Source organism: Pseudomonas sp. LJDD11 (assembly GCF_024584215.1).
Taxonomy (GTDB): domain Bacteria; phylum Pseudomonadota; class Gammaproteobacteria; order Pseudomonadales; family Pseudomonadaceae; genus Aquipseudomonas.
The window spans coordinates 131,408-154,557 of the sequence record NZ_JANJFL010000004.1 but is presented as its reverse complement, the minus strand read 5'-3'; the positions used below and the strand labels follow the sequence as shown (position 1 = coordinate 154,557).

Annotated in this window: 24 protein-coding genes; 9 read left to right on the top strand and 15 right to left on the bottom strand. The window is 61.8% G+C overall.

Annotated features, from left to right (window positions below; all coding sequences use genetic code 11):
- The first annotated feature begins 9 nt into the window (after positions 1–9).
- Both NRB16_RS07025 and NRB16_RS07020 read left to right on the top strand, forming a co-directional pair.
- On the top strand, positions 10–258 hold the full coding sequence (locus NRB16_RS07025) for a DUF1654 domain-containing protein (RefSeq protein ID WP_084710253.1): 249 nt from the start codon (positions 10–12) through the stop codon (positions 256–258).
- 4 nt (positions 259–262) lie between these two features.
- Positions 263–973, top strand: coding sequence for an endonuclease (locus NRB16_RS07020; RefSeq protein ID WP_045490341.1), 711 nt, complete (start codon positions 263–265; stop codon positions 971–973).
- A gap of 26 nt (positions 974–999) precedes the next feature.
- Here NRB16_RS07020 and map read toward each other — a convergent pair whose 3' ends face one another.
- The 4 genes from map to NRB16_RS07000 form a co-directional block, all read right to left on the bottom strand.
- Positions 1,000–1,791 (bottom strand): type I methionyl aminopeptidase, encoded by a 792-nt coding sequence (gene map, locus NRB16_RS07015; protein ID WP_045490338.1) that lies wholly within the window; start codon positions 1,789–1,791, stop codon positions 1,000–1,002.
- On the bottom strand, positions 1,788–2,030 hold the full coding sequence (locus tag NRB16_RS07010; RefSeq protein ID WP_045490335.1) for a ParD-like family protein: 243 nt from the start codon (positions 2,028–2,030) through the stop codon (positions 1,788–1,790). The genes map and NRB16_RS07010 overlap by 4 nt, the downstream gene beginning before the upstream one ends.
- A gap of 70 nt (positions 2,031–2,100) precedes the next feature.
- Positions 2,101–2,433, bottom strand: a complete 333-nt coding sequence (locus NRB16_RS07005) for a helix-turn-helix domain-containing protein (RefSeq protein ID WP_045490334.1) — start codon at positions 2,431–2,433, stop codon at positions 2,101–2,103.
- A gap of 72 nt (positions 2,434–2,505) precedes the next feature.
- Positions 2,506–2,706: a hypothetical protein gene (locus NRB16_RS07000; RefSeq protein ID WP_144403288.1), complete on the bottom strand. Its 201-nt coding sequence runs from the start codon at positions 2,704–2,706 to the stop codon at positions 2,506–2,508.
- Between the two features lie 350 nt (positions 2,707–3,056).
- Between NRB16_RS07000 and NRB16_RS06995 the strand changes: the two genes are divergently transcribed.
- Positions 3,057–4,067, top strand: coding sequence for a FecR family protein (locus tag NRB16_RS06995; protein WP_253140474.1), 1,011 nt, complete (start codon positions 3,057–3,059; stop codon positions 4,065–4,067).
- A gap of 203 nt (positions 4,068–4,270) precedes the next feature.
- The gene (locus tag NRB16_RS06990; RefSeq protein WP_045490330.1) at positions 4,271–4,663 is read left to right on the top strand and encodes a Fe2+/Zn2+ uptake regulation protein; all 393 of its coding nucleotides are present in this window, start codon (positions 4,271–4,273) and stop codon (positions 4,661–4,663) included.
- A gap of 18 nt (positions 4,664–4,681) precedes the next feature.
- Here NRB16_RS06990 and NRB16_RS06985 read toward each other — a convergent pair whose 3' ends face one another.
- Positions 4,682–4,870: a hypothetical protein gene (locus NRB16_RS06985; RefSeq protein ID WP_045490327.1), complete on the bottom strand. Its 189-nt coding sequence runs from the start codon at positions 4,868–4,870 to the stop codon at positions 4,682–4,684.
- 223 nt (positions 4,871–5,093) lie between these two features.
- Between NRB16_RS06985 and NRB16_RS06980 the strand changes: the two genes are divergently transcribed.
- Positions 5,094–6,908, top strand: a complete 1,815-nt coding sequence (locus NRB16_RS06980; protein WP_253140472.1) for a monovalent cation:proton antiporter-2 (CPA2) family protein — start codon at positions 5,094–5,096, stop codon at positions 6,906–6,908.
- Between the two features lie 21 nt (positions 6,909–6,929).
- Here NRB16_RS06980 and NRB16_RS06975 read toward each other — a convergent pair whose 3' ends face one another.
- From NRB16_RS06975 to moaB, 6 genes are all read right to left on the bottom strand, one after another.
- Positions 6,930–8,351: an efflux transporter outer membrane subunit gene (locus NRB16_RS06975; protein ID WP_045490321.1), complete on the bottom strand. Its 1,422-nt coding sequence runs from the start codon at positions 8,349–8,351 to the stop codon at positions 6,930–6,932.
- Positions 8,348–9,403 (bottom strand): HlyD family secretion protein, encoded by a 1,056-nt coding sequence (locus NRB16_RS06970; RefSeq protein WP_045490318.1) that lies wholly within the window; start codon positions 9,401–9,403, stop codon positions 8,348–8,350. Before NRB16_RS06970 ends, NRB16_RS06975 begins: the two co-directional genes overlap by 4 nt.
- Positions 9,404–9,423: 20 nt before the next feature.
- Positions 9,424–10,956, bottom strand: a complete 1,533-nt coding sequence (locus NRB16_RS06965) for an MFS transporter (RefSeq protein WP_257105798.1) — start codon at positions 10,954–10,956, stop codon at positions 9,424–9,426.
- A gap of 133 nt (positions 10,957–11,089) precedes the next feature.
- Positions 11,090–12,016, bottom strand: coding sequence for a glycosyltransferase family 2 protein (locus tag NRB16_RS06960; RefSeq protein WP_257105797.1), 927 nt, complete (start codon positions 12,014–12,016; stop codon positions 11,090–11,092).
- 78 nt (positions 12,017–12,094) lie between these two features.
- Positions 12,095–13,285 carry a gephyrin-like molybdotransferase Glp gene (gene glp / locus NRB16_RS06955; protein WP_257105796.1) on the bottom strand — a complete coding sequence of 397 codons (1,191 nt, stop codon included), beginning with the start codon at positions 13,283–13,285 and terminating at the stop codon, positions 12,095–12,097.
- Between the two features lie 6 nt (positions 13,286–13,291).
- Positions 13,292–13,831 (bottom strand): molybdenum cofactor biosynthesis protein B, encoded by a 540-nt coding sequence (gene moaB / locus NRB16_RS06950; RefSeq protein WP_257105795.1) that lies wholly within the window; start codon positions 13,829–13,831, stop codon positions 13,292–13,294.
- Between the two features lie 79 nt (positions 13,832–13,910).
- Here moaB and mobA point away from each other — a divergent pair, with 79 nt between their 5' ends.
- Together mobA and NRB16_RS06940 are read left to right on the top strand one after the other, a co-directional pair.
- Positions 13,911–14,516 carry a molybdenum cofactor guanylyltransferase MobA gene (mobA, locus tag NRB16_RS06945; protein ID WP_253140468.1) on the top strand — a complete coding sequence of 202 codons (606 nt, stop codon included), beginning with the start codon at positions 13,911–13,913 and terminating at the stop codon, positions 14,514–14,516.
- A gap of 71 nt (positions 14,517–14,587) precedes the next feature.
- Positions 14,588–14,812 (top strand): YgdI/YgdR family lipoprotein, encoded by a 225-nt coding sequence (locus NRB16_RS06940; RefSeq protein ID WP_045490304.1) that lies wholly within the window; start codon positions 14,588–14,590, stop codon positions 14,810–14,812.
- A gap of 59 nt (positions 14,813–14,871) precedes the next feature.
- On the opposite strand, the gene NRB16_RS06935 is transcribed toward NRB16_RS06940, so the two are convergent.
- A complete protein-coding gene (locus NRB16_RS06935) occupies positions 14,872–15,777 on the bottom strand; it encodes a pseudouridine synthase (RefSeq protein ID WP_257105794.1) in 906 nt (301 codons plus the stop codon).
- Positions 15,778–15,973: 196 nt separating this feature from the next.
- On the opposite strand from NRB16_RS06935, the gene NRB16_RS06930 reads away from it, so the two are divergent.
- Positions 15,974–16,834 carry a shikimate dehydrogenase gene (locus NRB16_RS06930; protein ID WP_257105793.1) on the top strand — a complete coding sequence of 287 codons (861 nt, stop codon included), beginning with the start codon at positions 15,974–15,976 and terminating at the stop codon, positions 16,832–16,834.
- 49 nt (positions 16,835–16,883) lie between these two features.
- On the opposite strand, the gene NRB16_RS06925 is transcribed toward NRB16_RS06930, so the two are convergent.
- Together NRB16_RS06925 and quiC are read right to left on the bottom strand one after the other, a co-directional pair.
- Positions 16,884–17,555 carry a TetR/AcrR family transcriptional regulator gene (locus NRB16_RS06925; RefSeq protein WP_045490290.1) on the bottom strand — a complete coding sequence of 224 codons (672 nt, stop codon included), beginning with the start codon at positions 17,553–17,555 and terminating at the stop codon, positions 16,884–16,886.
- A 422-nt stretch (positions 17,556–17,977) separates the two neighbouring features.
- On the bottom strand, positions 17,978–19,885 hold the full coding sequence (gene quiC, locus NRB16_RS06920) for a 3-dehydroshikimate dehydratase QuiC (RefSeq protein ID WP_257105792.1): 1,908 nt from the start codon (positions 19,883–19,885) through the stop codon (positions 17,978–17,980).
- A gap of 591 nt (positions 19,886–20,476) precedes the next feature.
- Between quiC and NRB16_RS06915 the strand changes: the two genes are divergently transcribed.
- A complete protein-coding gene (locus tag NRB16_RS06915; protein WP_045490286.1) occupies positions 20,477–21,805 on the top strand; it encodes an MFS transporter in 1,329 nt (442 codons plus the stop codon).
- Positions 21,806–22,113: 308 nt separating this feature from the next.
- Here the strand turns inward: NRB16_RS06915 and NRB16_RS06910 are convergent, their stop codons facing one another.
- Entirely contained in the window at positions 22,114–22,995 is an 882-nt protein-coding gene (locus tag NRB16_RS06910; RefSeq protein WP_257105791.1) for a DMT family transporter, read from the bottom strand.
- Positions 22,996–23,150: the final 155 nt, after the last annotated feature.

The window sequence follows — 23,150 nt, the reverse complement described above, 5'->3', positions numbered from 1 at the left end:
ATGCTTCAGGTGGCAAAACAAAATGCAGCGCCCGCCTCACCCGGCACTTACGAGCGTCTCGGTATGCGCATCCAGAAAATCATCAATGCCCCGGCAGCGCAAAAAGCCCGTACCGCCCTGCTGCTGCCTCAGGCCGGCGAGCTGAACGAGGACTGGGCACGTCTGCTCGAAGAAATCTCCGAAAATGACAACGTCACCCTCGCCTGGCGCGACGATGGCGGTGTGCAGTTGTTCTGGACCGTACCGAAAGAAGACTGACGGCATGCCTGGCAGATTTTACACGGGCTGGTGTGCGGTGCTGCTGGTGGGCCTGTCGTTACAGACCCAGGCCGCAGCGCCGCGAACCTTCAGCGAGGCCAAGAAAGTCGCCAGAACGCTCTATGCTGCGCAGTCCACCGAGTTCTACTGTGGCTGCAAGTACAGGGGCAATCGTATCGACCTGGCCAGTTGCGGGTACATACCTCGCAAGAATCCGCAGCGTGCCAGGCGCGTCGAATGGGAGCATATCGTGTCGGCCTGGCAAATCGGTCATCAACGACTGTGTTGGCAAAACGGCGGCCGCGCCAACTGCTCACGCAACGACAGGCGGTTTCAGCTTGCCGAAGCCGACCTGCACAATCTGGTGCCTGCCATCGGCGAAGTGAACGCCGACCGCAGTAACTTCAGCTTTGCCTGGCTGCCGACGCGGCAGAGCCAGTATGGCGCATGCCAGACCCAGATAGACTTCAAGGCCCGCAAGGTCATGCCGCGCACCCAAGTTCGCGGCATGGTCGCCCGCACTCATTTGTACATGAGCAAACGCTACCAACTGCGCCTGTCGCGCCAGGACCAGCAATTGTTCCAGGCCTGGAACAAGACTTATCCGGTTCAAGAGTGGGAGCGTCAGCGTAACCAGCTTATTGCCTGTGTAACAGGCCGTGGCAACGAGTTCGTCGGGCCGGTCAATCTGAACGCCTGCCGGGCACGCAAATAGCCCGGTCAAAGACCGGGCCGCCGGGTTCAAATGGCGGGATAATCACCCGGACCATCAGGCCAGGGCGTCAATACCTCAAAGCCGTCATCCGTGACCGCCACCATGTGCTCCCATTGCGCCGACAACGATAGATCACGGGTCAACACCGTCCAGCCATCAGCCAGGGTCTTGGTCCCCGGTTTGCCGGCATTGATCATCGGCTCAATGGTGAACACCATGCCAGGCTTGAGCCGCAGCCCCTTGCCCGGCGTGCCGTAATGCAGAACCTGAGGCTCTTCGTGATACACCCGGCCGATACCATGACCGCAGTACTCACGCACAACACTGAAGCCATCACGATGGGCAACGGTCTGGATGGCGTGGCCGATATCACCCAGCGTCGCGCCGGGGCGAACCGCACGAATGCCGGCGCAGGTCGCTTCATAGGTGGTCTCGACCAGTTTCCTGGCCAGCGGGCTGACTTCACCCACCAGATACATGCGGCTGGTATCGCCAAACCAGCCATCCTTGATCACCGCCACATCGATATTGACGATATCACCGTCCTTGAGGATGTCCGATGCCGAAGGAATACCATGGCAAACCACGGCATTGGGAGAAATGCAGGTGGTCTTGGTGAAGCCGTGATAACCGACGTTGGCAGGAATCACCTTAAGCTCATTGACGATGTACTGATTACAGATGTCATCCAGCGCCTCGGTACTGACGCCCGCTTTGACATAAGGTGCGATCATCGCCAGCACGTCAGCCGCAAGCCGACCGGAAACGCGCAGCGCTTCGATATCCTGCGCAGTTTTAATGGTAATGCCACGGCTCATGAAGCCACCTTCTCGACCGCTGGCAGGTCCAGAACCTGCACACCCAGCGCTGCGCCGCCATTACTTTCAGCCTTGAGCAGCAACTGGCAGATTTCGCTGTAGGTCAGTGCCGGATTGAGTTCAGCCAACATCCCAACCCGCATCCAGTGTTCGGCTTGCGCGTTGATAGAGCGGCTTAGCGCCGCACTGGCAGCACGCACATTGGCGTGCATGTGTTCAGAAATTTTTACCAGGCCCATGCTTGCCCCTCTGCGTTGAATATACGAAGCATATATGTTTCATATACTCACAAACAAGCCATGCCCTGATTTACTGTTTGCGCATGCGCTCAGACAGAGAGGCCGTCAGCGCACTGATCGACTCTCGGTCTTCCGGCGCCATGGCACGAAAACTGGTGATCACCTCGCGCTCGGTTGCAGACAACCTGTCGAGGTCAAGCGCCGTGCGCCTGCCTGAAATCAGGTAAAGAACATCAACGCCGTTTTGCCATAGTTCAACCAGGTACGCAGATCGCGGAACCCGCACGCCGCTTTCATACATCGCCTGTGCATTAACCTCCACACCGCCCAGGCTCGCAAACTGCTGCTGGGTCAGCCCTAGAGTCTTGCGCTCTTGTTTCAAACGGGTTGCAAACGTATCCATGTGAGTGCCCCCAAACCAGGTCGACACTCATACCATAAACCCTATTTTGCCAGTGTGACGGATGTCCCGCGCTCAGGATTCCATGACCAAGGCCAGGCGTGGCTCTCGATCGAAACAGGAGGTTACCTCCCGCTCGGCCGCCAACGGCTGGTAGAGATTGAACTGGCGCAAGGCAGCTGCCAGAGCCAGGAAATCCTCACGCTGCATTTCTTCGAACATGGCGCCAGGACGCACTACATTCGCTACGCTGTTCTGCACGGACTCCATCAACATGATCGTCAACCTCGAAATACTGTATGGGCGTACAGTATTAGGATAATGACAACCCCGCAAGCCTGACCACGACGAACGGTAGCGTGTGCCCCCCATGATGCCGACCGGCGAATCATCTTCGCCCCGCCTGAACCGCAGGCAGCAGATTCATCCACATTGGTGCAGGTGACAGCTGAAGAAGCCGCTCCAGAGCGTTTCTGACGCCAGAAAAACCACGTTTTCGACTAAATGAATGAGAGCGTGTGACATTTACAGAAAAATGCAACCAGATATGAGCCTGACTGGTTATCCATGGTTCTCACTCGTCAATAGCCAGAGGTAGAATCCTTTCTGGCGACAGCGGAGAACCCATGCACCAGACAACGTCCAGTCAAGTCAGCGACGACGCGATCATCGAGACCGCTGCGCAGTGGTTCATGCGCCTGCAGGAAGACGATTGCACGGACGTCGAGCGCCATCAGTTCACCCAGTGGCTGGCCGCTGATCCACGCCATGCCCGCGAGTACCAGGCCATGGGCGGCACCTGGGCCGCCTGCGAAGGACTCAAGCCCGCAATCACAGCGCCAGTCTCGCCTGTGGCCGACAACGCCGCGCCCCCCGGCAGCCGACCAAGACGTCACCGGCAGGTCTTTTTGTTTGCCGCTGCCAGTGCCATGGCATTACTGGTCGGCTGGCACCAAGGCTGGATACCGAGCCAGTACGAGAGTCAGCAAGCCGACAAAAACACGCGCATTGTCACACTGCCCGACGGCAGCCGGGTGGAACTCAATATCAATACCCGTCTGACCTATACCGGCTACCGGGACCGACGCATCATCAGCCTGGATAAAGGCGAAGCGTTCTTTGAAGTGGCGCGCGATGCCCTGCATCCCTTCATCGTGCAGGCCGGCCAGGGCAGCATCGAGGCCACCGGCACGCGCTTCAACGTATGGCTGTACCAGCAGCAGGTGCAGGTCATGCTGGTCGAGGGTTCGGTCCAGGTGGTCAGTGACCGCGCCCACCCCGAGCACAGCGTGCAGCTCAGGCCCGGTATGCAGGCGGGTTACCAGGCCGGTGATACGCAACCGACCATCAGCCACTCCCGCACGGCCGACACCAGCCTGGCCTGGCGTTACGGCAAGCTGGTGTTCAATGACCTGCCGCTGCGCCTGGCACTGCCGCTGATCAACCGCTACCTGAGCACACCGGTGATGCTCGCCGACAGTGCAACCGGCGATCTGCGCCTGGGCCTCAATTACAACACCCGAGAGATGTCGGCACTGGTCAATGCACTGCCACAGGTACTGCCGGTGCAGATCATCCCCAACGCCCAGGGCAACCCGGTGCTGTATCGCCAGCCCGCCACGCCTCCGCGCAGTTGATCGGGCTCACCTCCCGACACGCAACCTTAAAAAATCTTCATGATCCCTTGCAGGCCACGGATATAAAGGTCTGCGAGAGCTTTTTGAGCATCCCGACAGTGCCTGCCGGCAAATTATTTCGCCCGGCAGATGAGGTTTTTTCGCGCTCATCCGTCTTAGTAGATGGAAACCGAGAAAATTGAAGCCTGAAAGGGAGTTTGCGCATGCTCAACCGCCAAGGAATCACCACCCGTTCCATCCTGAAGCAGACGGCCATGGCCGCCCAGGCCAGCGCCGCGCCGGCCGACCACGAACGGGGCGGCAACGAACAGATCAGAGCCTTGCTCAAAGCTTTCGGGCTGCGTACCAGCCTGGTTCGGCTCAAAGTACTCGACACCCTGCTGGCTGCTGGCGAAGAAGGTCAGCCCATGGGGGTTCGCGGCATTCACAGCCACTTGTTGCGCCTGGATGTGCCGCTGTCGTTTCTCAGCGTGCGCGAAGTGCTCAAGCGGCTGTGTGACGAAGGCGTGATTGTACTGGCCAGCGACAAGACCTACTCCTTGCATCCCAAGGCACTGCAATGGCTGAACACGGAAGATGACCAGCCAGTCCAGTGAACCGGATACCAGCAATGCTCAACGCTTGACCTTGCGGCGCATGATGCCGTTGAGAACCACCACCAGCACCGCCACCGCGATGGCAATGTACTGGAAGGTTTTTTCGCTGATCACACCGGTATCCTGTAAACGGGTGAGTCCAAGCATGATTGCCAGCACGCCCAAGGCAATCAGCAGCGAATAGATCAAGCGTTGTTTGTTACTCATGAGGGTTCCTGTCAATTCAACATGGGCTGCCCGATTGCAGCAGCCAGGCGCGCCTATGTTACGCGCAGAGCAGCACCGCAATAAACCATCCAGCGCCCTTCTCTGGCGCCTGTGCGAGCGCGATGCAACGCCGCCGACATTGCCCTGTCAACAATGCCTGTGTTTAATGCCGCTCTGCTCAGGCGCACGGCCTGATGCTGCTGTTATGCAAAGGAGTTTGACCATGCCCCATGAAGGCAGCCTGCTGCAGGCCGCTGTCGTTTTCCTGTTCGCCGCCGTCCTCACCGTTCCGCTGGCCAAGCGCCTGCAACTGGGCTCGGTGCTGGGTTACCTGTTCGCCGGTGTGATCATCGGCCCCTCGGTGCTGGGCCTGATAGGGAATCCAGAGAGTGTCAGCCACATCTCGGAACTTGGGGTGGTATTACTACTGTTCATCATTGGCCTGGAGCTGTCGCCCAAGCGCTTGTGGGTCATGCGCAAAGCGGTGTTCGGGGTCGGCATGCTGCAGGTGCTGCTGTGCGGCGTGGTGATTGGCGGCATCGCCCTGCTGGCGTTCGACCAGCCGTTGAACACCGCGATCGTGCTCGGCCTGGGCCTAGCACTGTCTTCAACGGCGTTCGGCTTGCAAAGCCTGGCCGAGCGTAAAGAACTCAACAGCCCGCACGGGCGCACTGCATTTGCCATTCTGTTGTTTCAGGACATCGCCGCCATCCCGCTGATTGCCCTGGTGCCAGTGCTGGCCGGTGCCAATCAGGACCTCGCCCCTGGTGCAAGCCTGACCCACGCCCTGGAAGTGGTCGGCAGCATCGCGATCGTGGTGATTGGCGGGCGTTACCTGCTGCGTCCGGTGTTTCGCATCGTGGCACGGACCAAGATCCAGGAAGTGTCCACCGCCACCGCCCTGTTGGTGGTGATCGGCACCGCCTGGCTGATGGAGCTGGTCGGTGTGTCGATGGCCCTGGGCGCGTTTCTGGCCGGCCTGCTGCTGGCTGATTCCGAATACCGCCATGAGCTCGAAGCGCAGATCGAGCCGTTCAAGGGCCTGCTGCTGGGCCTGTTTTTCATCAGCGTCGGCATGGGTGCCAACCTGAGCCTGCTGCTCAGTGCTCCGGTTACTGTGCTGGGCCTGACCCTGCTGCTGATTGCCCTGAAACTGCCGCTGCTGATGTTCATCGGCCGCATGGCTGCCGGGCTGGAGCGCCAGAGTGCATTTCAGTTAGGGCTGGTATTGGCTGCCGGTGGCGAGTTTGCCTTCGTGGTGTTCAAGCTCGGCAGCAGCAATGGCCTGTTCGAGCCACGGGTCTACGACATTCTGGTGCTGACCATCACCTTGTCGATGGCCATGACCCCGTTGCTGTTCATGGCCGTGGCACGCTGGATCAAGCCGCGCCCCAAAGCCGCCGCCCCGGTGCCCGAGGAGTACAGTGAGATCCACAGCGACAACCCGCGGGTAGTGATTGCCGGCATGGGCCGCATGGGGCAGATCGTCGCGCGGATCCTGCGTGCCCAGCAGATCCCTTTCGTGGCCCTGGACATGTCGGTGGAAACCATCGAGTTCACCCGCAGCTTCGGCAATGTGCCGGTGTTTTACGGCGACCCGCTGCGCCCGGAAATCCTGCGCGCCGCCAGGGTCCAGGACGCCGAATTCTTTGTCATCGCCACCGACGACCCGGACACCAACATCAAGACCGCCGAACTGGTGCGCAAGCTCTACCCGCACATGAAGATCATCGCCCGGGCGCGCAACCGCCAGCACGTGCACCGGCTGATCGACGTCGGTGCCCATGCGGTGCGCGAAACCTTCCACTCAAGCCTGGAAATGGGCCGCCAGACCCTGCTTGGCCTGGGCCTCTCGGAAAGCCAGGCCCAGGCGCGCATCCAGCGCTTCAAGTGCCATGACGAAGCAGTGCTGGCCGAACAGCACAAGGTCTACGACGACGCTGCCAAGGTTCTGCAGACCGCCCGCGAGGCGCGCAAGGAACTTGAGCAACTGTTCGAAACCGACCGCCTGGAAGAGCAGGCTGCGCTCAAACCCTGAGCGTGGTGGGCGGTGGCGGCCTCACCAGCCACCGCCCAGCGCTGCATACAGGCTGACCAAGGCCTGGGCCTGGGTGGTGGAGCTTTGGACCCACTGCTGCTGGGTACTGAGCAACGCCCGCTGCACCGACAGCACATTGAGAAAGTCCACCACACCCTCGACGTACTGGCGTTTGGCGGCGGCCAGAGCCATCCGGTTATGTTGCACCGCCTCCTGGAGCTTGCGCTGCTGCAACTGGCTGGCGTTGTACAGGCTCATGCCATCGTCGATTTCCTGCCAGGCTCGCAGCACGGTCTGCTGGTAGGCCAGCGCCGCCTCCTGTTCTTGGGCCTCACGCAGTTGCAACATGCCGCGCAAGCGCCCGCCATTGAAAATCGGCAGGCTGAGCTGCGGCCCGAACGCGAATTGCCGCGCCCCCCAACTGCCCAGGTCGGACAACTGCAACGCTTGCAGACCGACATTGCCTGACAGGGTGATGCGCGGGTAGAAATCACCTTGCGCCACGCCCGTGCTGGCCGTCGCGGCATGCAGGTGGGCGGCGGCGCGGCGGATGTCCGGACGCCGTTCGGCCAGCTCCGATGGCAAGCCGACCGGAACCTGCAACGGCACGGCGGCCATTTGTACCGGCTGCTCCAGCTCGCGCTGCAAGGCCCGCGGGGCTTGCGCCAGCAGCAGGCCCAAGGCGTTGATCAACTGCGCCTGACGCTGCTCCAGCACCGGCAAGCGCGATTCCACCGCCGCGACTTGCGCCGCCGCTTCAGCCACATCCAGCTCGGTGGCGACGCCGTTGCGCAGCCGCTCGCGAGACAGCTCAAGGCTGCTGCGCGCCAGCGCCAGATTCTGGCGGGTCACCTCATGGCTGCTCTGCACGCCACGCAGGGCCAGATACTGGCGCGCCACCTCGGCCTGTAAGGCCAGCAAGGCCGCGCGCTGATCGCTCTCAGCCATCTCGACCCGGGCGCCGGCAGCCTCGATTTCGCGGCGTACCCGGCCCCAGAAATCGAGCTCCCAACTGGCGCTCAGGCCGCTGTCCCACTGCTCAAACGGCGCCCTGCCCTGCTGGCCGGATGGATCGTTCAAGCCCTTGCCACTGTTGCGCTTGCGCTGGTAGCCGAGAGTGCCATCGAGCTGCGGCAACTGCTCACCAGTGCTCACTCGATACGCCGCCCGGCTTTGCTCCAGACGCGTGGCGGCAATACGCAGATCAAGGCTCGCCTGCGTTGCGCGGTCGATCAGCGACGACAGCAGCGGGTCGTTGAACACCTCCCACCAGCGCGCATTGATCGGCGCAGCAACCGGCTGGCTGGGCGCCGCCTCACCACTGACCGGCAACCATTCGATGCGGCTGTCGCTCTCTGGCCGCTGAAAATCCTTGCCCACCTGGCAGCCACTCAAAACCGCACAAGCGATCACACCCAACGCGCAGATTCGTAACCCGGTCATCGCGTCGTCACCTGCTCAGCGGCGTGCAACGCCTCGGTATCGATGCTGGCCTGTACCGACATGCCGACCCGCAGTTGCCGGGCCAGTGGCTGACCCGGCTCAAGGACGATTTTCACCGGAATGCGCTGCACGACCTTGGTGAAGTTGCCGGTGGCGTTATCCGGTTTAATCAGGGCAAAGGTCACCCCGGTGGCCGGCGCGATGCTGTCGACATGGCCCTTGAGTAGCTGGTCCGGATAAGTGTCGACACGCACCTGCACCGGCTGGCCGATGCTCACGTGGGTCAACTGGGTCTCCTGAAAGTTGCCGACAACATACGCCTGCTGCAACGGCACCAGCGACAGCAGGCGGCTGCCCGGCACCACGTAATTACCGACCCGCAAGGCCCGCTCGCCCACCGTGCCGTCAATCGGTGCGACGATGTGGGTGTATGACAATTGCAGGCGCGCCTGCTCCAGCGCCGCAGTCGCGCGCAGCAAGGCGGCTTCAGCGCTGTGTTGCTGGGCGAGGAGGATGTCGACCTGTTTATGCTCGGCAGCCAGCGATGCCACTGCACTGCTGTGCTGGGCATTGGCGGTTTCGATCCGGGTGCGTGCCTGCTGGGCATTTTGCACAGTGCCGGCGCCGCTGCCGGCCAGATGCTCATAACGGGTACGTTCCTGGCCGGCAAAGGTCAGCGCCGCCTGGCTGGCCAGTAACGCGGCGCGGGCCTTGGCGATCACTGAGTCCTGGCGCTGCAACAGGGCGCTGGCCTCATCGCGCCGGGCGGTGGCCGCCTGCACCTCGGCCTCGGCAGCGGTAACGGCCGTCTGCAGATCACGGTCATCAATTCGCGCCAACAACTGCCCGGCCTTGACCTGTTGGTTATCGTCCACCAGCACCTCACTGATAAAGCCCGAGACCTTGGGCGCGACCACCGAGTAATCGGCCGCAATGAAGGCGTCATCGGTGCTCTGCCGATCGCCCTGACCGGCCAGTGCGTACAGCCCGATCGCGGCGAGCAACAGCGCCGCGCCGCACAGCGCCAGGGTCTGTTTCGAGGTCATGTTCATGAACGTTGTTCTCCGGAAAATCAGGACAATGCCCGCGGCGGATAAACCCGCGTCGGCATGATCGGAATCAGCACAATCAGGGCTAACGCGAGCCAGCCCATGCAGTAATAAAGATCGGCACTGGTCAGCACCACGACCTGCTCATGCAGGCGATGGCTCAAGGCGGCCGGTTCGGCGCCGTCGCTCAGCCAGGGTGAATTGCCTAACCGGTCGACCAGGGTGTTGGAGTGAAAATGCTGACGGGCCGTGGTCAGGGCCTCCACGACCGCCGTGGCAACCACCGTGGCCAGGCCGCGCACGGTATTGAACCAGGCCGAAGCGAAGGGGCCGTCCGGCGGGGCGATGCCGCTGGTGGACTGAATCAGCAACGGCAGCACCGCCATGGGCTGGCCGAACACCTGCAACACCTGCAGCAGGTAAAAGTTGTCACGAATCCAGGCCGAGGTCATCTGCGTGGCCAGCGCGCAATGCACCGCCAGCAGCAGCAAACCGAGGGTCAGGATCCAGCGGCAGTCGACCCGACGGATGTTGCACAGCAGCGCAAGCAGCGGCAGCACCAGCAACTGCGGCACGGCCACCAGCAGCATCAGCGGCGCGGTCTGCAACGGCCGATAACCATGCACCTGGGCCAGGTAGGCCGAAGGAATCGAGGCCACGGCAGTGAGCACCACCAGCACCCCGCCAAGGGTCAGCAAGGCGTGGGACAAATTGCGCCCGGCCAGCAGTTGCAGCTTGAAGAACGGCACCTCGACGAACCATTCGCTGACCAGAAACGCCACCAGTAACAGCAGCCCGCCAACCAGCAAAAAGCAGATCAGCGACGATTCAAACCAGTCCAGCCGGTTGCCTTCCAGCAAGCCTGCGACCGTCATGACAATCGCCGGCAGCCCCAGCAACAGGCCGCGCCAGTTAAAAGTGCGGAAACGCTCCAGGCGCGGGGCATCCTGGACGATGCCATGGGCGATGGCGATCATCGCCACCAGACACGGCGGGATCACCTGCCAGAAGGTCCACTGCCAACTGAAATACTCGGTCCACAACGCCGCCAGTGGCGTGCCCAGCCCCGGCCCGAAAGTGGCGGTCAAGGCATAGCCAGCCAGGCCAAAGATCTTGATCGAGGGCGGCAGAAAGCGCAGCGCGACGGTCATTAGCATCGGCGGCAGACAACCGGCCGCCAGCCCTTGCAGTACCCGCAACAGCAGCAGGCTCGGGTAATTGGGTGCCAATGGGCAGAGCAGCGCCAGCAGGACAAAGACGGCAATCGCGCCGAGCGTAAACCGCCGTAACGACAGGGTGACCGCAAACCAGGGTGCGAAGGCCATGGCCGCGACGGAGCTGGCCGAGTAGCAGGCGATCAACCAACTGGCTTCATCCGCACCGATGAACATCGCGCCGCGAATATCGGCCATGGCAATGCGGGTCACCCCATCGTTGATACCGGCAACCAGCACAGCGAGCAATACGCCCAACAGGCCGATGATCCGCTCAAGGCCGAATGCCGGAGCGGCTGGCTGAACGGGCGCAGCCGCAGCAGGAGAAGCGAGGGAGGTCATCAACAAACAATCCGGGCATTCAATACCCGGAAAAGTCTAAGCAGCCGGCCTGGTAAAGAAAATTTACATTTAGGCAGCTTATTAGTGCATCAGACGCATGTGTAACAGCCCGCGGATTGCTCCTGGCGTTATTTCAGGCATAGGGGCTATCCCAGTAACGCTTGTACATGCCCAAGCGCTTTTTCCAGCGGGTCGGCAAGCGCTTTTCCTGACGGCTGAGCTTGTAGGCCAGCAGCTTCAAGGCATTGCGCACAATCGACATCGGCCACCACCACCAGCGCCGCGGGCCGATGTAGGCCAGCTCGGATTTCACGTAGCGCATGCCCTCCCCGGCGATGCCACCAAAGCTGTCGTAGATCCAGGCCTCACGGCATTGGAATACGCCAATATCGAAGTAACGGCGAAACTCTTCGACCAGGCTGTAGTTATGCGAGTGACGACACACCGCCGAGCCTTCGTAGGCGACTTTCCAGCCGTCGAGCAGCATCTTCGCCGCCACGTACATGTCTTCCGAGAGAATCACATGACGGGGAAAACCGCCCACTGCCAGCAGCGCCTCGCGGCGGTAGGCCGCGAACGAGTTGGACATGAACGGGGTCTTGATGCCCAGGCTGTCGGCATCGGCCAGGGTCTTGATCCGCGACACCGGCGGGTAGTTGAACAACCGGGCATGCTGAGCCAGCAGGTTGGCGTCCTTGTGTGGTAACTGGCGACCACAGACCGCAGCGACTTTCGGGTCGGCGAACGGCAGGAGAATATTGGCAATCGCGTCGCTCTGTTCCAGGTAGGCATCCTGGGTCAGGTACACATAGACGTCGTAGTCAGGGAAGCGCTCGACCATCATCTGTCGGGTGCCACCGTGGTTGAAGTCCTTGCTGTCGATGACCAGCACATTGGCGCAGCGCGCCTGGGCCAGCTCACCGGTGCCATCGGTGGAACTGGAGTCGACGATCAGGGTATCGAAGACGGCATTCTGGTGAAGCAAGGAATCAAGCAGACGCTCAAGGTCCCGACGCCCGTTATAAGTCGGGATGACACAAGCCACACGCAAAGACGGCATAACAATACTCCAGAGCGTAATCCATCGCTCAACTCGTTATCGCCTCTGAGGGTAGCTCATGCCGTGCGACTCAACCATTCAGCCCAGCACTTCGCTCAGCGGGATAAAGCTCACCAGTTCGCCCTCGGCCAGGGTCCGGTCTTCGCGTACCTCGATCAAACCATGCGCCCAAGCCGCGCTGCGCAACACCCCGGAGCTCTGGTTGGCGTAAGGGACGGCGCGGCCATTTTCCAGGCGGCCACGCAGGTACTCGCGGCGCTTGCCGGCCTTGCTCCAGGCAAAACCGGCCGGCACCTGGAACTGCAACGGCGCGACGGCCGCAACGCCCTGACGGCGCAACAGGTATGGCCGGGCCAGCAGTGCAAAGGTCACCAGGGTCGAAGCCGGATTACCCGGCAGGCCAATCACCGGGGTGCCCTGGTAATGGCCGAAGGTCAGCGGCTTGCCGGGTTTGATCGCCAGCTTCCAGAGCGCCAGCTCACCTTCTTCGCGCAGCACTTGGCCGAGAAAATCCGCCTCGCCCACCGAAACGCCGCCGGTGGAAACGATCAGGTCCACCCGGCTCAACCGCGCCAGGGCAGCGCGGGTCTGCTGCAGGTCATCGACCAGAATGCCGGCGTCCACCACCTCACATTCCAATGCCTGCAGCCAGCTGCACAGCAGCACCCGGTTGCTGTTGTAGATCTGCCCCGGCCCGAGCGGCAAACCGGGCTCGACCAGTTCGTCGCCAGTGGACAGCACGGCCACCCGTGGCCGCCGCACCACGCGCAATTGCGCCACGCCCAGCGATGCCGCCAGGCCCAGCTCGACCGGGCTGAGCCGGGTGCCGGCCTGCAATACCGTCTCACCCTTGCGGGTTTCCTGGCCTTGCGGGCGAATGTTCTGCTGCGCGCTCAGCGCTTGGGTGAACCGCACCCGGCCATCGTCCAGCAGCTCGGCGTTTTCCTGCATCTCGACGCAATCGGCACCGGCCGGCACTGGCGCACCGGTGAAAATCCGGGCGCAAGTGCCTGGCTGCAGTGGCTGTGGCGCCTGGCCTGCAAAAATCCGCTGACTGACGCTCAGCGGCTCACCATTCCAGTCAGCGACGCGCAAGGCATAGCCGTCCATGGCGCTGTTGGGCCAGGGCGGCAGGTCAAGGCTGGCGATGATGTCTTCGGCCAGCACCCGGCCTTTGGCATCAGCCAGAGTGACCTGCTCATGATCGAGAATCGGAGTGCTCGCGGCGCTGTCGAGCAGCCGGGTCAGGGCTTGTTCCAGAGCGATCATCGACAGTCAGCCCCGCGTGCCGCAAGGTTCGGCTTTTTTCAGGTGGGCGACAAAATTGCAAGGCCGGAAGCGCGAATCGAGTTGCTGGGCCAGAATGCCGTCCCAGCCGGTGCGCACCGCGTTGGTCGAACCCGGCAGGCAGCACACCAGCGTGCCATTGGCCAGGCCGGCCAGGGCCCGCGACTGAATGGTCGAGGTGCCGATATCCGCGACTGAAATTTGCCGGAACAACTCGCCAAACCCGTCGACCTGCTTGTCCAGCAGGCAGGCCACCGCTTCGGGGGTGCTGTCACGGCCGGTGAAGCCGGTGCCGCCGGTAATCAGCACCACCTGCACATCGTCGTCGGCAATCCAGGTCGCGACCTGGGCACGGATCCGGTACAGGTCATCCTTGAGCAACACCCGGGCAATCAGGCCATGACCGGCAGCGCTGAGGCGGTCGACGAACATCTGCCCGGAGCTGTCGGTTTCCAGGCTGCGGGTGTCGCTGACGGTCAGCACGGCGATGTTCAAGGGCACGAAGGGAGTATCAGGTTTGACGCTCATGGGCTTTGATCCGGTTGTGAAATGAGGCAGGCCGGTGTTATATCACAGCCCCGCTTTGTTCCACCTTATTGAGACCGACATGCCTGCCACAGCGCCCTTGCCTCCTTGTTCGATCCTGTTGCTGGCCGGCGGCCAGGGCCGGCGCATGGGCGGGCGCGACAAGGGCCTGCTGGAGTGGCGCGGCCAGCCGCTGGTAGCCACCTTGCATGCACTGCTGCGGCCATTGACCGACGACCTGATCATTTCCTGCAACCGTAATCAGGCCCGCTACGCCGCTTACGCCGACCGCCTGGTCGAGGATGACGACCGTGATTTCCCGGGGCCGCTGGCGGGCATTCGTGCTGCCCTGGCGATTGCGAAGCATGATTACCTGCTGGTGCTGCCCTGCGATACTCCGCTGCTCGAGGCGCAATTGCTCAATGAGCTGCTCGACTGCGCCGTACAGCACCCCGGCCGACCGGTGATGGTGCGCGAAGGCGAATACTGGCAGCCCTTGTTGTGCGTGATCCCAGTGCAACATGCCGCGCTGCTGGAAGCCGCCTGGCAACAGGGCGAGCGCAGCCCGCGACGTGCCCTGCAGCCTCTGGACCCGGTGGCGCTGCAATGTTTGGCGGGTGACCCGCGCCTGGCCAACCTCAATACCCCCGAGTTGTTGAGCCAGATCAATCCCCACGCCGGCCATTAGCCGCTTGGGGAACTTGCGTCTACGCTGCACGTCTTAGACGTCAGTAATCAGTATCCATCGGAGCCACTGCCATGAAACACAAGACACTTCCTGCCGCCTTCCTGCTTGCTCTGGGCCTCGCCTCGCTGGCCGGTTGCTCTTCACCTACAGTGATCACCCTTAACGATGGCCGCGAAATCCAGACCGTCGACACCCCTGAATATGACGAAGACGCCGGCTTCTACGAGTTCGAACAGCTCGACGGCAAGAAAGCCCGCGTGAACAAGGATCAGGTTCGTACCGTCAAAGACCTGTAATCCGCGTTACCCATGGCGAAGCGCGCTATACGGCGCTTCGCTAGCCTCGCGCCCGCCTGTCACTGGCCGGCCATGCTGAACGTCAGCCGCAAAGCACTTTCGAACGCCCTCGACTCGCCACTGAGCGGATCATTGAAGCGCAGCCCACGCGCCAGCAATTGCAACGGCTTCTGATAGTCGTCCGGCGCTGAAGCCACGACCTCGGGATAGAACGGATCATTGCAGATCGGCGCCCCCAGCGCGGCCATGTGGACCCGTAACTGATGCTTCTTGCCGGTCACCGGCGACAGTCCATAACGCCATAGATCGCCCTGCCGCTCCAGCACCTCAAGCCGGGTCAGGGTGTTGGCGGCGCCCTCACCTTCCTGCATGCGAAAAAACGGTACGCCATCGACCAGCCGGCTGGCGTGCTCGCGGGGAAACGCCAGTTGCGGCAGCGCCGGGGCAATGGCTTCGTAAAACTTGTCGATGCTGCGGTTGCGAAACAGCGCCTGGTAAGCCGAACGGCTGGCCGGGTTGGCGGAAAACAGCACCAGCCCGGCAGTGTGCCGGTCGATCCGGTGCAGCGGCACCAGATGCGGGTTGTCCAGGCGCTGAATCAGGCGGCGCAGCAGGGTCTGCTCAACGTATTCACCGGTAGGAATCACCGGCAAGAAATGCGGCTTGTCAGCGACCACCAGATGCTCATCGATGTGCACGATGGTTTCGAGCACCGGAATCGGTGTCTCGTTGGGCACTTCACGGAAATAGTGAATACGCAGGCCTTCGCGGTAGGCCAGATCGACACTGATCGGCTGCCCCTCAGCGTTGAGCACCCGACCACGATTGATGCGGTCCAGCCATTGTTCGCGGCTGATCGCCGGAAAGCGCGCACACAGGCACTGGAGCACTGTCGTCCAGGCGCCGGGCGGCAGGCACAGGGTACTGGCCTGATGCTGAGCAGGATTGAAAGACGATTCGGTCATGCGCGGTTCGGCCACTGAAAAACACGGATTATCCCCGAACCCAGGAGCGGGCGCGACCTGCCTGTTTCACCTGGCTGCCGCCGGGCGATCATCGAACACATTCAGGCGCAGCGTCTGGAACAGCTCATGCAGCACTTTGAACCATCTGGTACATTTCACGACAGCGTCCCGCATCACAACAACAAGAGATTTCCCGATGACCCAGACTCAACGACCTTCCGTGCTCGCCGGCCTGATCGGCTCCGGTATCCAGGCTTCCCGTACCCCCGCCCTGCACGAACACGAAGGTGACGCTCAGGGCCTGCGCTACCTGTACCGTCTGATCGATATCGACGCCCTCGGGCTTGACCCCAGCGCCCTGCCACGGCTGCTTGACGGCGCACAAAGCAGCGGCTTTACCGGCTTGAACATCACCTTTCCGTGCAAACAGGCAGTGATTCCCTTGCTCGACGAGCTGTCGGCCGAAGCGCGGGGCATTGGCGCGGTCAACACCGTGGTGTTCAAGGACGGCAGGCGTATCGGCCACAACACCGACTGCCTGGGTTTTGCCGAAGGCTTCACCCGTGGCCTGCAAGGCGCTGCGCGCCGCTATGTGGTGCAAATGGGCGCCGGCGGTGCCGGCGCTGCGGTGGCCCATGCGTTGCTGGACGCCGGGGTAGAGCGCCTGGTGATTTTTGAAGTCGAGGCGCAGCGTGCCCAGGCTCTGGTCGACAACCTCAATGCTCATTTCGGCGCCGGCCGCGCGCAGCTGGGGCTGGATCTGGCAGGTGCAGTGGCTGAGGCCGATGGTCTGGTCAACACCACCCCGGTGGGCATGGCCAAGCTGCCAGGCCTGCCGCTGCCGGCCGAACATCTGCATGGCGGGCTATGGGTGGCAGATATCATTTACTTCCCGCTGGAAACCGAACTGCTACGCCAGGCCCGCAGCCTGGGTTGCCGGACCCTGGACGGCACCACCATGGCCGTGTTCCAGGCGGTCAAGGCCTTCGAACTGTTCAGCGGCCAGCGTGCTGATGCCGAACGCATGATGGCGCACTTTCACAGCCTGCCGGCCTGAAGCTCAGGCGGGGTGACGATTCAGCCAGATGCTGAATCGTCGGCCTCGCTCAGCGCTGCAGATAACGCAGCACTGAATCGCAAATCATCAGCTTGTGGCGTTGCTTGACCTGCTCGTCAGCCAGATCGATCTTGAAAATCGCCCCCAGGGTGTGGCGGTTCGAGACCCGGTGGAAGCAGAACGAGGTCATCAGCATGTGCAGGTCCACAGCGTCGACGCCCTGACGGAACACCCCGCTGGTTTCGCCACGACGCAAAATGGCATCCAGCGTCTTGATGATGTTTTCACTCTTGGCGCTGATGCTTTCGGACTGTTTGACGTTCTCGCCGTTAAGGATGTTTTCGTTGCACACGATGCGCACGAAATCGACGTTACGGTCGTGGTGATCGAAAGTGAACTCCACCAGCCGGCGGATCGCTGCGTGGGGCTCCAGATCGACCAGATGCAGCTGGTCTTCGGTATTGCGGATATCGCCGTAGAGTTTCTCCAGCACCTCGACGTACAACTGCTCCTTGCTGCCGAAGTAGTAATAGATCATGCGCTTGGAGGTATGGGTGCGCTCGGCGATGGCATCGACCCGCGCCCCGGACAGGCCGTGGGCCACGAACTCGGCGATGGCGGCCTGGAGGATGTCGTCGCGGGTCTTTTCCGGGTTGTTCTTGCGGCTCTTGCGCAGTGTTTTTTCAGGCTGCAGCGCAGGAGAGTCGGTCATTGTATTCATTGTTGGCTCACGAGCACGGTTGAACCGCCAATTATGAGGCCCAGCGGCGGCACGATGGAAGGGAGCAACTGTTCGCTACGCCCTTTCGAGCAATGGAAAATCCTTCATCGCGTGATTTGATATGCAGGTTTCGCCCTGCTGGGCGACCTACTTTGGTTTTGCCCAAAGTAGGCAAAGGCATTTGCTCCTGGCTTGGGTCCGCCCTGCGGGCGAACTTCCCTCCGTCCGGCATCGATTCGGGGGTCGGCGCGATGGGCATCCCTGCCCAGCGCACCTGAAACCGACTTCCCTGTCGGTTTCTCCCCCGAATCGACGCCTACCCTCGGCCAGCGCCCAAGTCGCGATTCGTGTCGTCTGTGCCATCTAGTCATGCACGGCAACGGCAAACGACGATCCGGTTTCACTGACTGCTCGCACTGCGGCTACAGACGCGCCTTCGGTGCGGCGCCGCTGCGCGCCTTGGCCATCGCCGCCAGACGTACCGGCACGTTGGCTGCGCCGTAGCCGGCGTAGCCATTCTTGCGCTGGATGATCTCGAAGAAGAAGCGCCCGTCAAACGCCTCGGTGTACACGTGAAACAGCTCGCCGCCCTGGCTGTCACGGTCGTACAGCACGTTGTAGTAGGCCAACTCGCTGAGGAATTCGTCATCGAAGTCCATCCGCGCCGCCAAGTCATCGTAGTAGTTCAGCGGAATTTCCAGCAATGGCACCCCAGCTTCCTTGGCCCGACGCACCTCGGCGAAGATGTCCTCACAGGCAAACGCGATGTGGTGCACGCCCGAGCCGCGATACGTTGACAACGCATGGGAAATCGCCGTGTTGCGGTTTTCCGAGATGTTCAGCGGCAACCGCACGCTGCTGCAACGGCTACGCAAGGCGCGGCTTTTGACCAGGCCATAAGGGTCGGGCAGCACCACTTCGTCATCGGCTTCGAAGTCCAGCAAGCCTTTGTAGAACAGCACCCAGCTGTCCAGACTGTCAGCCGGCAAGGCCATGGCCATGTGGTCGATGCGTTGCAGGCTGCCGCTGGCCACTGCCTGCGGGTCAATGACGAAGTCGCTGTCATAGATCGACTGGCCAGGCTCGGCGCCTTGCACCAAGTAGATCAGGCTGCCATCCGGCGCACGCACCGCCGGCACTTCCCGCTCGTTGGGGCCGACCAGGCCGCGATAAGGCTGGCCCTTGAAGGCCCGGGCACGCTCCAGCGCCTGCTGTGCGTCATCGACCCGCAATGCGGTGGCACACAGCGACGGGCCATGGGCCTCGAAAAAACCATGGGCAAATGAATAGGGTTCGGCATTGAGCACGATGCGGATATCGCCCTGCCCCATCAGACTGACCGCCTTGGAGCGGTGCGTGCCCAGGCGGGCAAAGCCCAGTCGCTCCAGCCAGTTGCCCAACCGGGCGCCATGGCTCTCGTCCACGGCAAATTCAAGAAATTCGACCCCATCGAACTGGCTGGCGGCCGGCGGATTGAACAGTAGCTCGGGCGCCACAGGCTGATTCTCGCGGGCCATCAGCTCACGGGTCTTTTCTTCCAGATACAACAGCGAGCGCAGGCCATCGGCAGCATTGGCGCGGGTCGGCGCGGCGCGGAAACCATCGTTGAACACCTCCAGCGACAGCGGGCCGGTGTAACCGCTGCGCAGGATCGGCGCCAGGAACCCCGGCAGGTCGAACTCGCCCTGGCCCGGGAAGCAGCGGAAATGTCGGCTCCACTCCAGTACATCCATGGCCAGCAGCGGCGCGTCGGCCATCTGCACAAAGAAGATCTTGTCGCCCGGAATATCGGCAATCGCGCTCGGGTCGCCCTTGAGCGACAGGGTATGGAAACTGTCGAGCAATACGCCCAGCGCCGGATGATCGACCTCACGCACCAGATCCCAGACCTGCTGCCAGGTATTGACGTGCCGCCCCCAGGCCAGCGCTTCATAGCCTATGCGCAGCTTGCGCGCCCCGGCACGCTCGGCGAGCAGGTTCAGGTCATCGCGCAAGATGTTGCGTTCGCCCAGCGAGTCGGCGGCCACGTTACTGCACACCAGCACCAGGTCGGTGCCCAATTCCTGCATCAGGTCAAACTTGCGCTCGGCGCGATCAAGGTTGCGCTGCAGACGCTCGCGCCGACAGCCTTCAAAGTCCCGAAACGGCTGGAACAGCGTGATCGCCAGCCCCAGGTCGGCACACATCTGCCGGACGTTACGCGGGCTGCCGTCGTAATAAAGCAGGTCATTTTCGAAAATCTCGATCCCATCAAAGCCGGCGGCGGCGATGGCTTCGAGCTTTTCTGGCAGAGTGCCGCTCAGGCAAACGGTGGCAATGGAACGCTGCATATTATTGTACTCCTGGACGAGCGCGGCTATTTGACGCCGCGAAATCGCCGCCCTGTGCGCAGGATTCAAGTACAGGGTGGGCATGATCTCAGTATTTCCCCGGACGCGCGTCCAGGCAACCAGTTATGTACGAACTGGTTAGTTTTTCGTTCGTTTATCGCACAAAACTCATTTCGCTCGATTGACGAGGTTTTGTTCAACGCACACCATCTGTTCTGCAAGGCCGAAACATTCCACAATACGCGTCCGCCTTAACTGCCTTGTCTGTCGCTAAGACTGATGAACCTAAATAACAATTTCAAAAACAGGATAACGACTCATGCGCGCCTTCACTGAATCTCCTGCACGCACGCTTTCCAGGACTGGGACTTCGAGCAAACGAACCTGTTCGGTCATTTGACCGGGCGGACTCAAGTGGCCTGATACCCCAAAGCACGCCCACCTGCATCCGAATCTGTCAGAATCCGCGCCTCGCCTTGCATGCCTGTGCCTGCAACGCCGCGAATGCCCCTGACACTCTTGCTGCGGCGGGTAGTTACTCAGTCCGGCTGACGCCCTTGGCGCAGTCCTGGAACGGATGATCGAACCATCATGCTCAACACCCAAACCAATCCTCTGGCCAGCGCCGCACGCGCCGGCATCGGCGACAAGATCCGTGGCGCCATGGCAGTGGGCAAGACTCGCTGGGGCATGCTTGCCCTGGTGTTCCTGGCCACTACCCTGAACTACATCGACCGCGCCGCCCTTGGCGTCATGCAGCCCATCCTGGCCAAGGAAATGGGCTGGACGACGATGGATTACGCGAACATCAACTTCTGGTTTCAGGTCGGTTACGCGGTCGGCTTCATTCTGCAGGGGCGCTTCATCGACAAGGTCGGCGTCAAGCGCGCGTTCTTTCTCGCCGTGCTGCTGTGGAGCCTGGCCACCGGCGCGCATGGTCTGGCCACCTCGGCGGTGGGCTTCATGGTCTGCCGGTTCATTCTCGGCCTGACCGAAGCGGCCAACTACCCGGCGTGCGTCAAGACTACCCGGCTGTGGTTCCCGGCCGGCGAGCGCGCCGTGGCCACCGGCATCTTCAATGCCGGCACCAACGTCGGTGCAATGATCACCCCGGCCCTGCTGCCGCTGATCCTCAGTGTCTGGGGCTGGCAGGCGGCGTTCATCGCCATGGGTCTGTTGGGCCTGTTCTGGCTGGTCATGTGGCAGATCAACTACCACAACCCCGAAGAGCACCCCAGCGTCAAGAAAACCGAACTGGACTACATCAACCAGGACCCGGAGCCTGAGCCTGTCAAGGTGCCCTTCTCGCACATCCTGAAAATGCGCGGCACCTGGGCCTTTGCCCTGGCCTACTCGATCACAGCCCCGGTGTTCTGGTTCTACCTGTACTGGCTGCCGCCATTCCTCAACCAGCAATACAGCCTGGGCATCAGCGTGACCCAGATGGGTATCCCGCTGATTCTGATCTGGCTGACCGCCGACTTCGGCAGCATTGGCGGCGGCGTGTTGTCGTCCTGGCTGATCGGTCGCGGCATGAAGGCCAGCAAGGCACGCCTGGTGTCGATGCTGATTTTCGCCCTGACCATCTGCAGCGTGGTGTTCGCCGCCAATGCCAGCGGCCTGTGGGTGGCGGTACTGGCCATCTCGGTGGCCGTCGGTGCGCACCAGGCCTGGACGGCCAATATCTGGAGCCTGGTGATGGACTACACGCCCAAACACCTGATGAGCACGGTGTTCGGCTTTGGCGGCATGTGCGCAGCGATTGGCGGCATGTTCATGACCCAGATCGTCGGCGCGATCCTGACCGCGACCAATAACAACTACAGCATCCTGTTCATGCTGATCCCGGCGATGTACTTCATCGCCCTGACCTGGATGTACTTCATGGCGCCACGCCAGGTGCCTGATCTGAAGCAGTGACTGCCTGACCAGGGTAGCAACGCAAAGGTGCCTTCTTATTACGGGCGCGGGGCCTGGGTGTATATAAGCACGGGCAAGCGGCTACCCAGAAGCAAGCCTTTCGCGGCTAAAGCCGCTCCTACGAGGTAATGCCGATCAGTTAAGCGATTATCCGGCTCAACTCGGTCCCGGTGGGAGGGGGAGCACCCCGAAAGGGCTAGTAAAACCGGCATATCTGCTGTGGATGTACCGCAGCATTCGTCGGCAAACTCCCACCGGACCGCGTTGATCCTTAACTGATCGGCATTAGTCCTACGAGGTAATGCCTGTCAGCGCTTGCGCTGCTGCCAGGCCGCTGCCAGGCCACTGAGGCAGATGATCGCGATGCCGATCTGCGCATCCAGCGCCGGTACATGGTTGAACACCAGCCAACCCAACAGGCCGGCAAAGACGATCTGGCAATAGCTGAACGGCGCCAGAATCGCCGGTGCCGCGTAGCGAAACGCCTGGGTCAGCAGCAAGTGCGCCGCCATCCCGCAACCACCGAGCATCAGCAGGAACGGCCAGTGCTGAATTTCCGGGGTCACCCAGAAGAACGGCACCAGCGCGCTCATCACCAGGGTGTTGAACAGCCCGGCAAAGAAGTTGCTGGTGGTCGGGCTGTCGTAGGGGCTGACCAGCCGGGTCAGTAGCTGATACAAGGCAAAACACAGTGCCGAGGACAGCGGCAGCAGAATCGCCGGGGTAAACAGCTCACCGCCAGGGTGGATGATGATCAGCACCCCGGAAAAACCGACGATCACCGCGCACCATTGGCCACGGGTGACATGCTCGCGCAACAACGGCACCGACAGTGCCGTGACCAGCAGCGGCGCGAGGAAGTTGACGGCGGTGGCCTCGGCCTGAGGAATGAACAGCAGGCTGCTGGTGAACAGCAGGCTGGTGCCCAATAGTGCCAGCGCCCGCAGCACTTGCAGCAGCGGACGTTTGGTGCGCAACACGCGCAGCCCCGACGACGGCATGAAGATGCAGCTCATCAGCAGGGTATGCACTAGATACCGCGCCCAGACCACAAACATCACCGGGTAGAAACCCGACAGGTACTTCGACAGGGTGTCGTGGCTGGCAAACAACAATGTGGCCAGGAGGATGAAGCTGATCCCCTTCAGGGGATGATTGACGCCGGACAGGGGCGTGCTGGTCGTGCTCATCGGGCTTCCTTATTCGGTCAGCGACTGGCTGGGTCATGGTCAGGCCAGCGGCGGCCTGCTTGCAAGTCCGTTTTCTTTGTATCTTGCCGCAAGCAGCGCGGATGCCGGATAGCCACCAAACCAATAATGTTCTAACTGGTTAATTAACGTGCGAT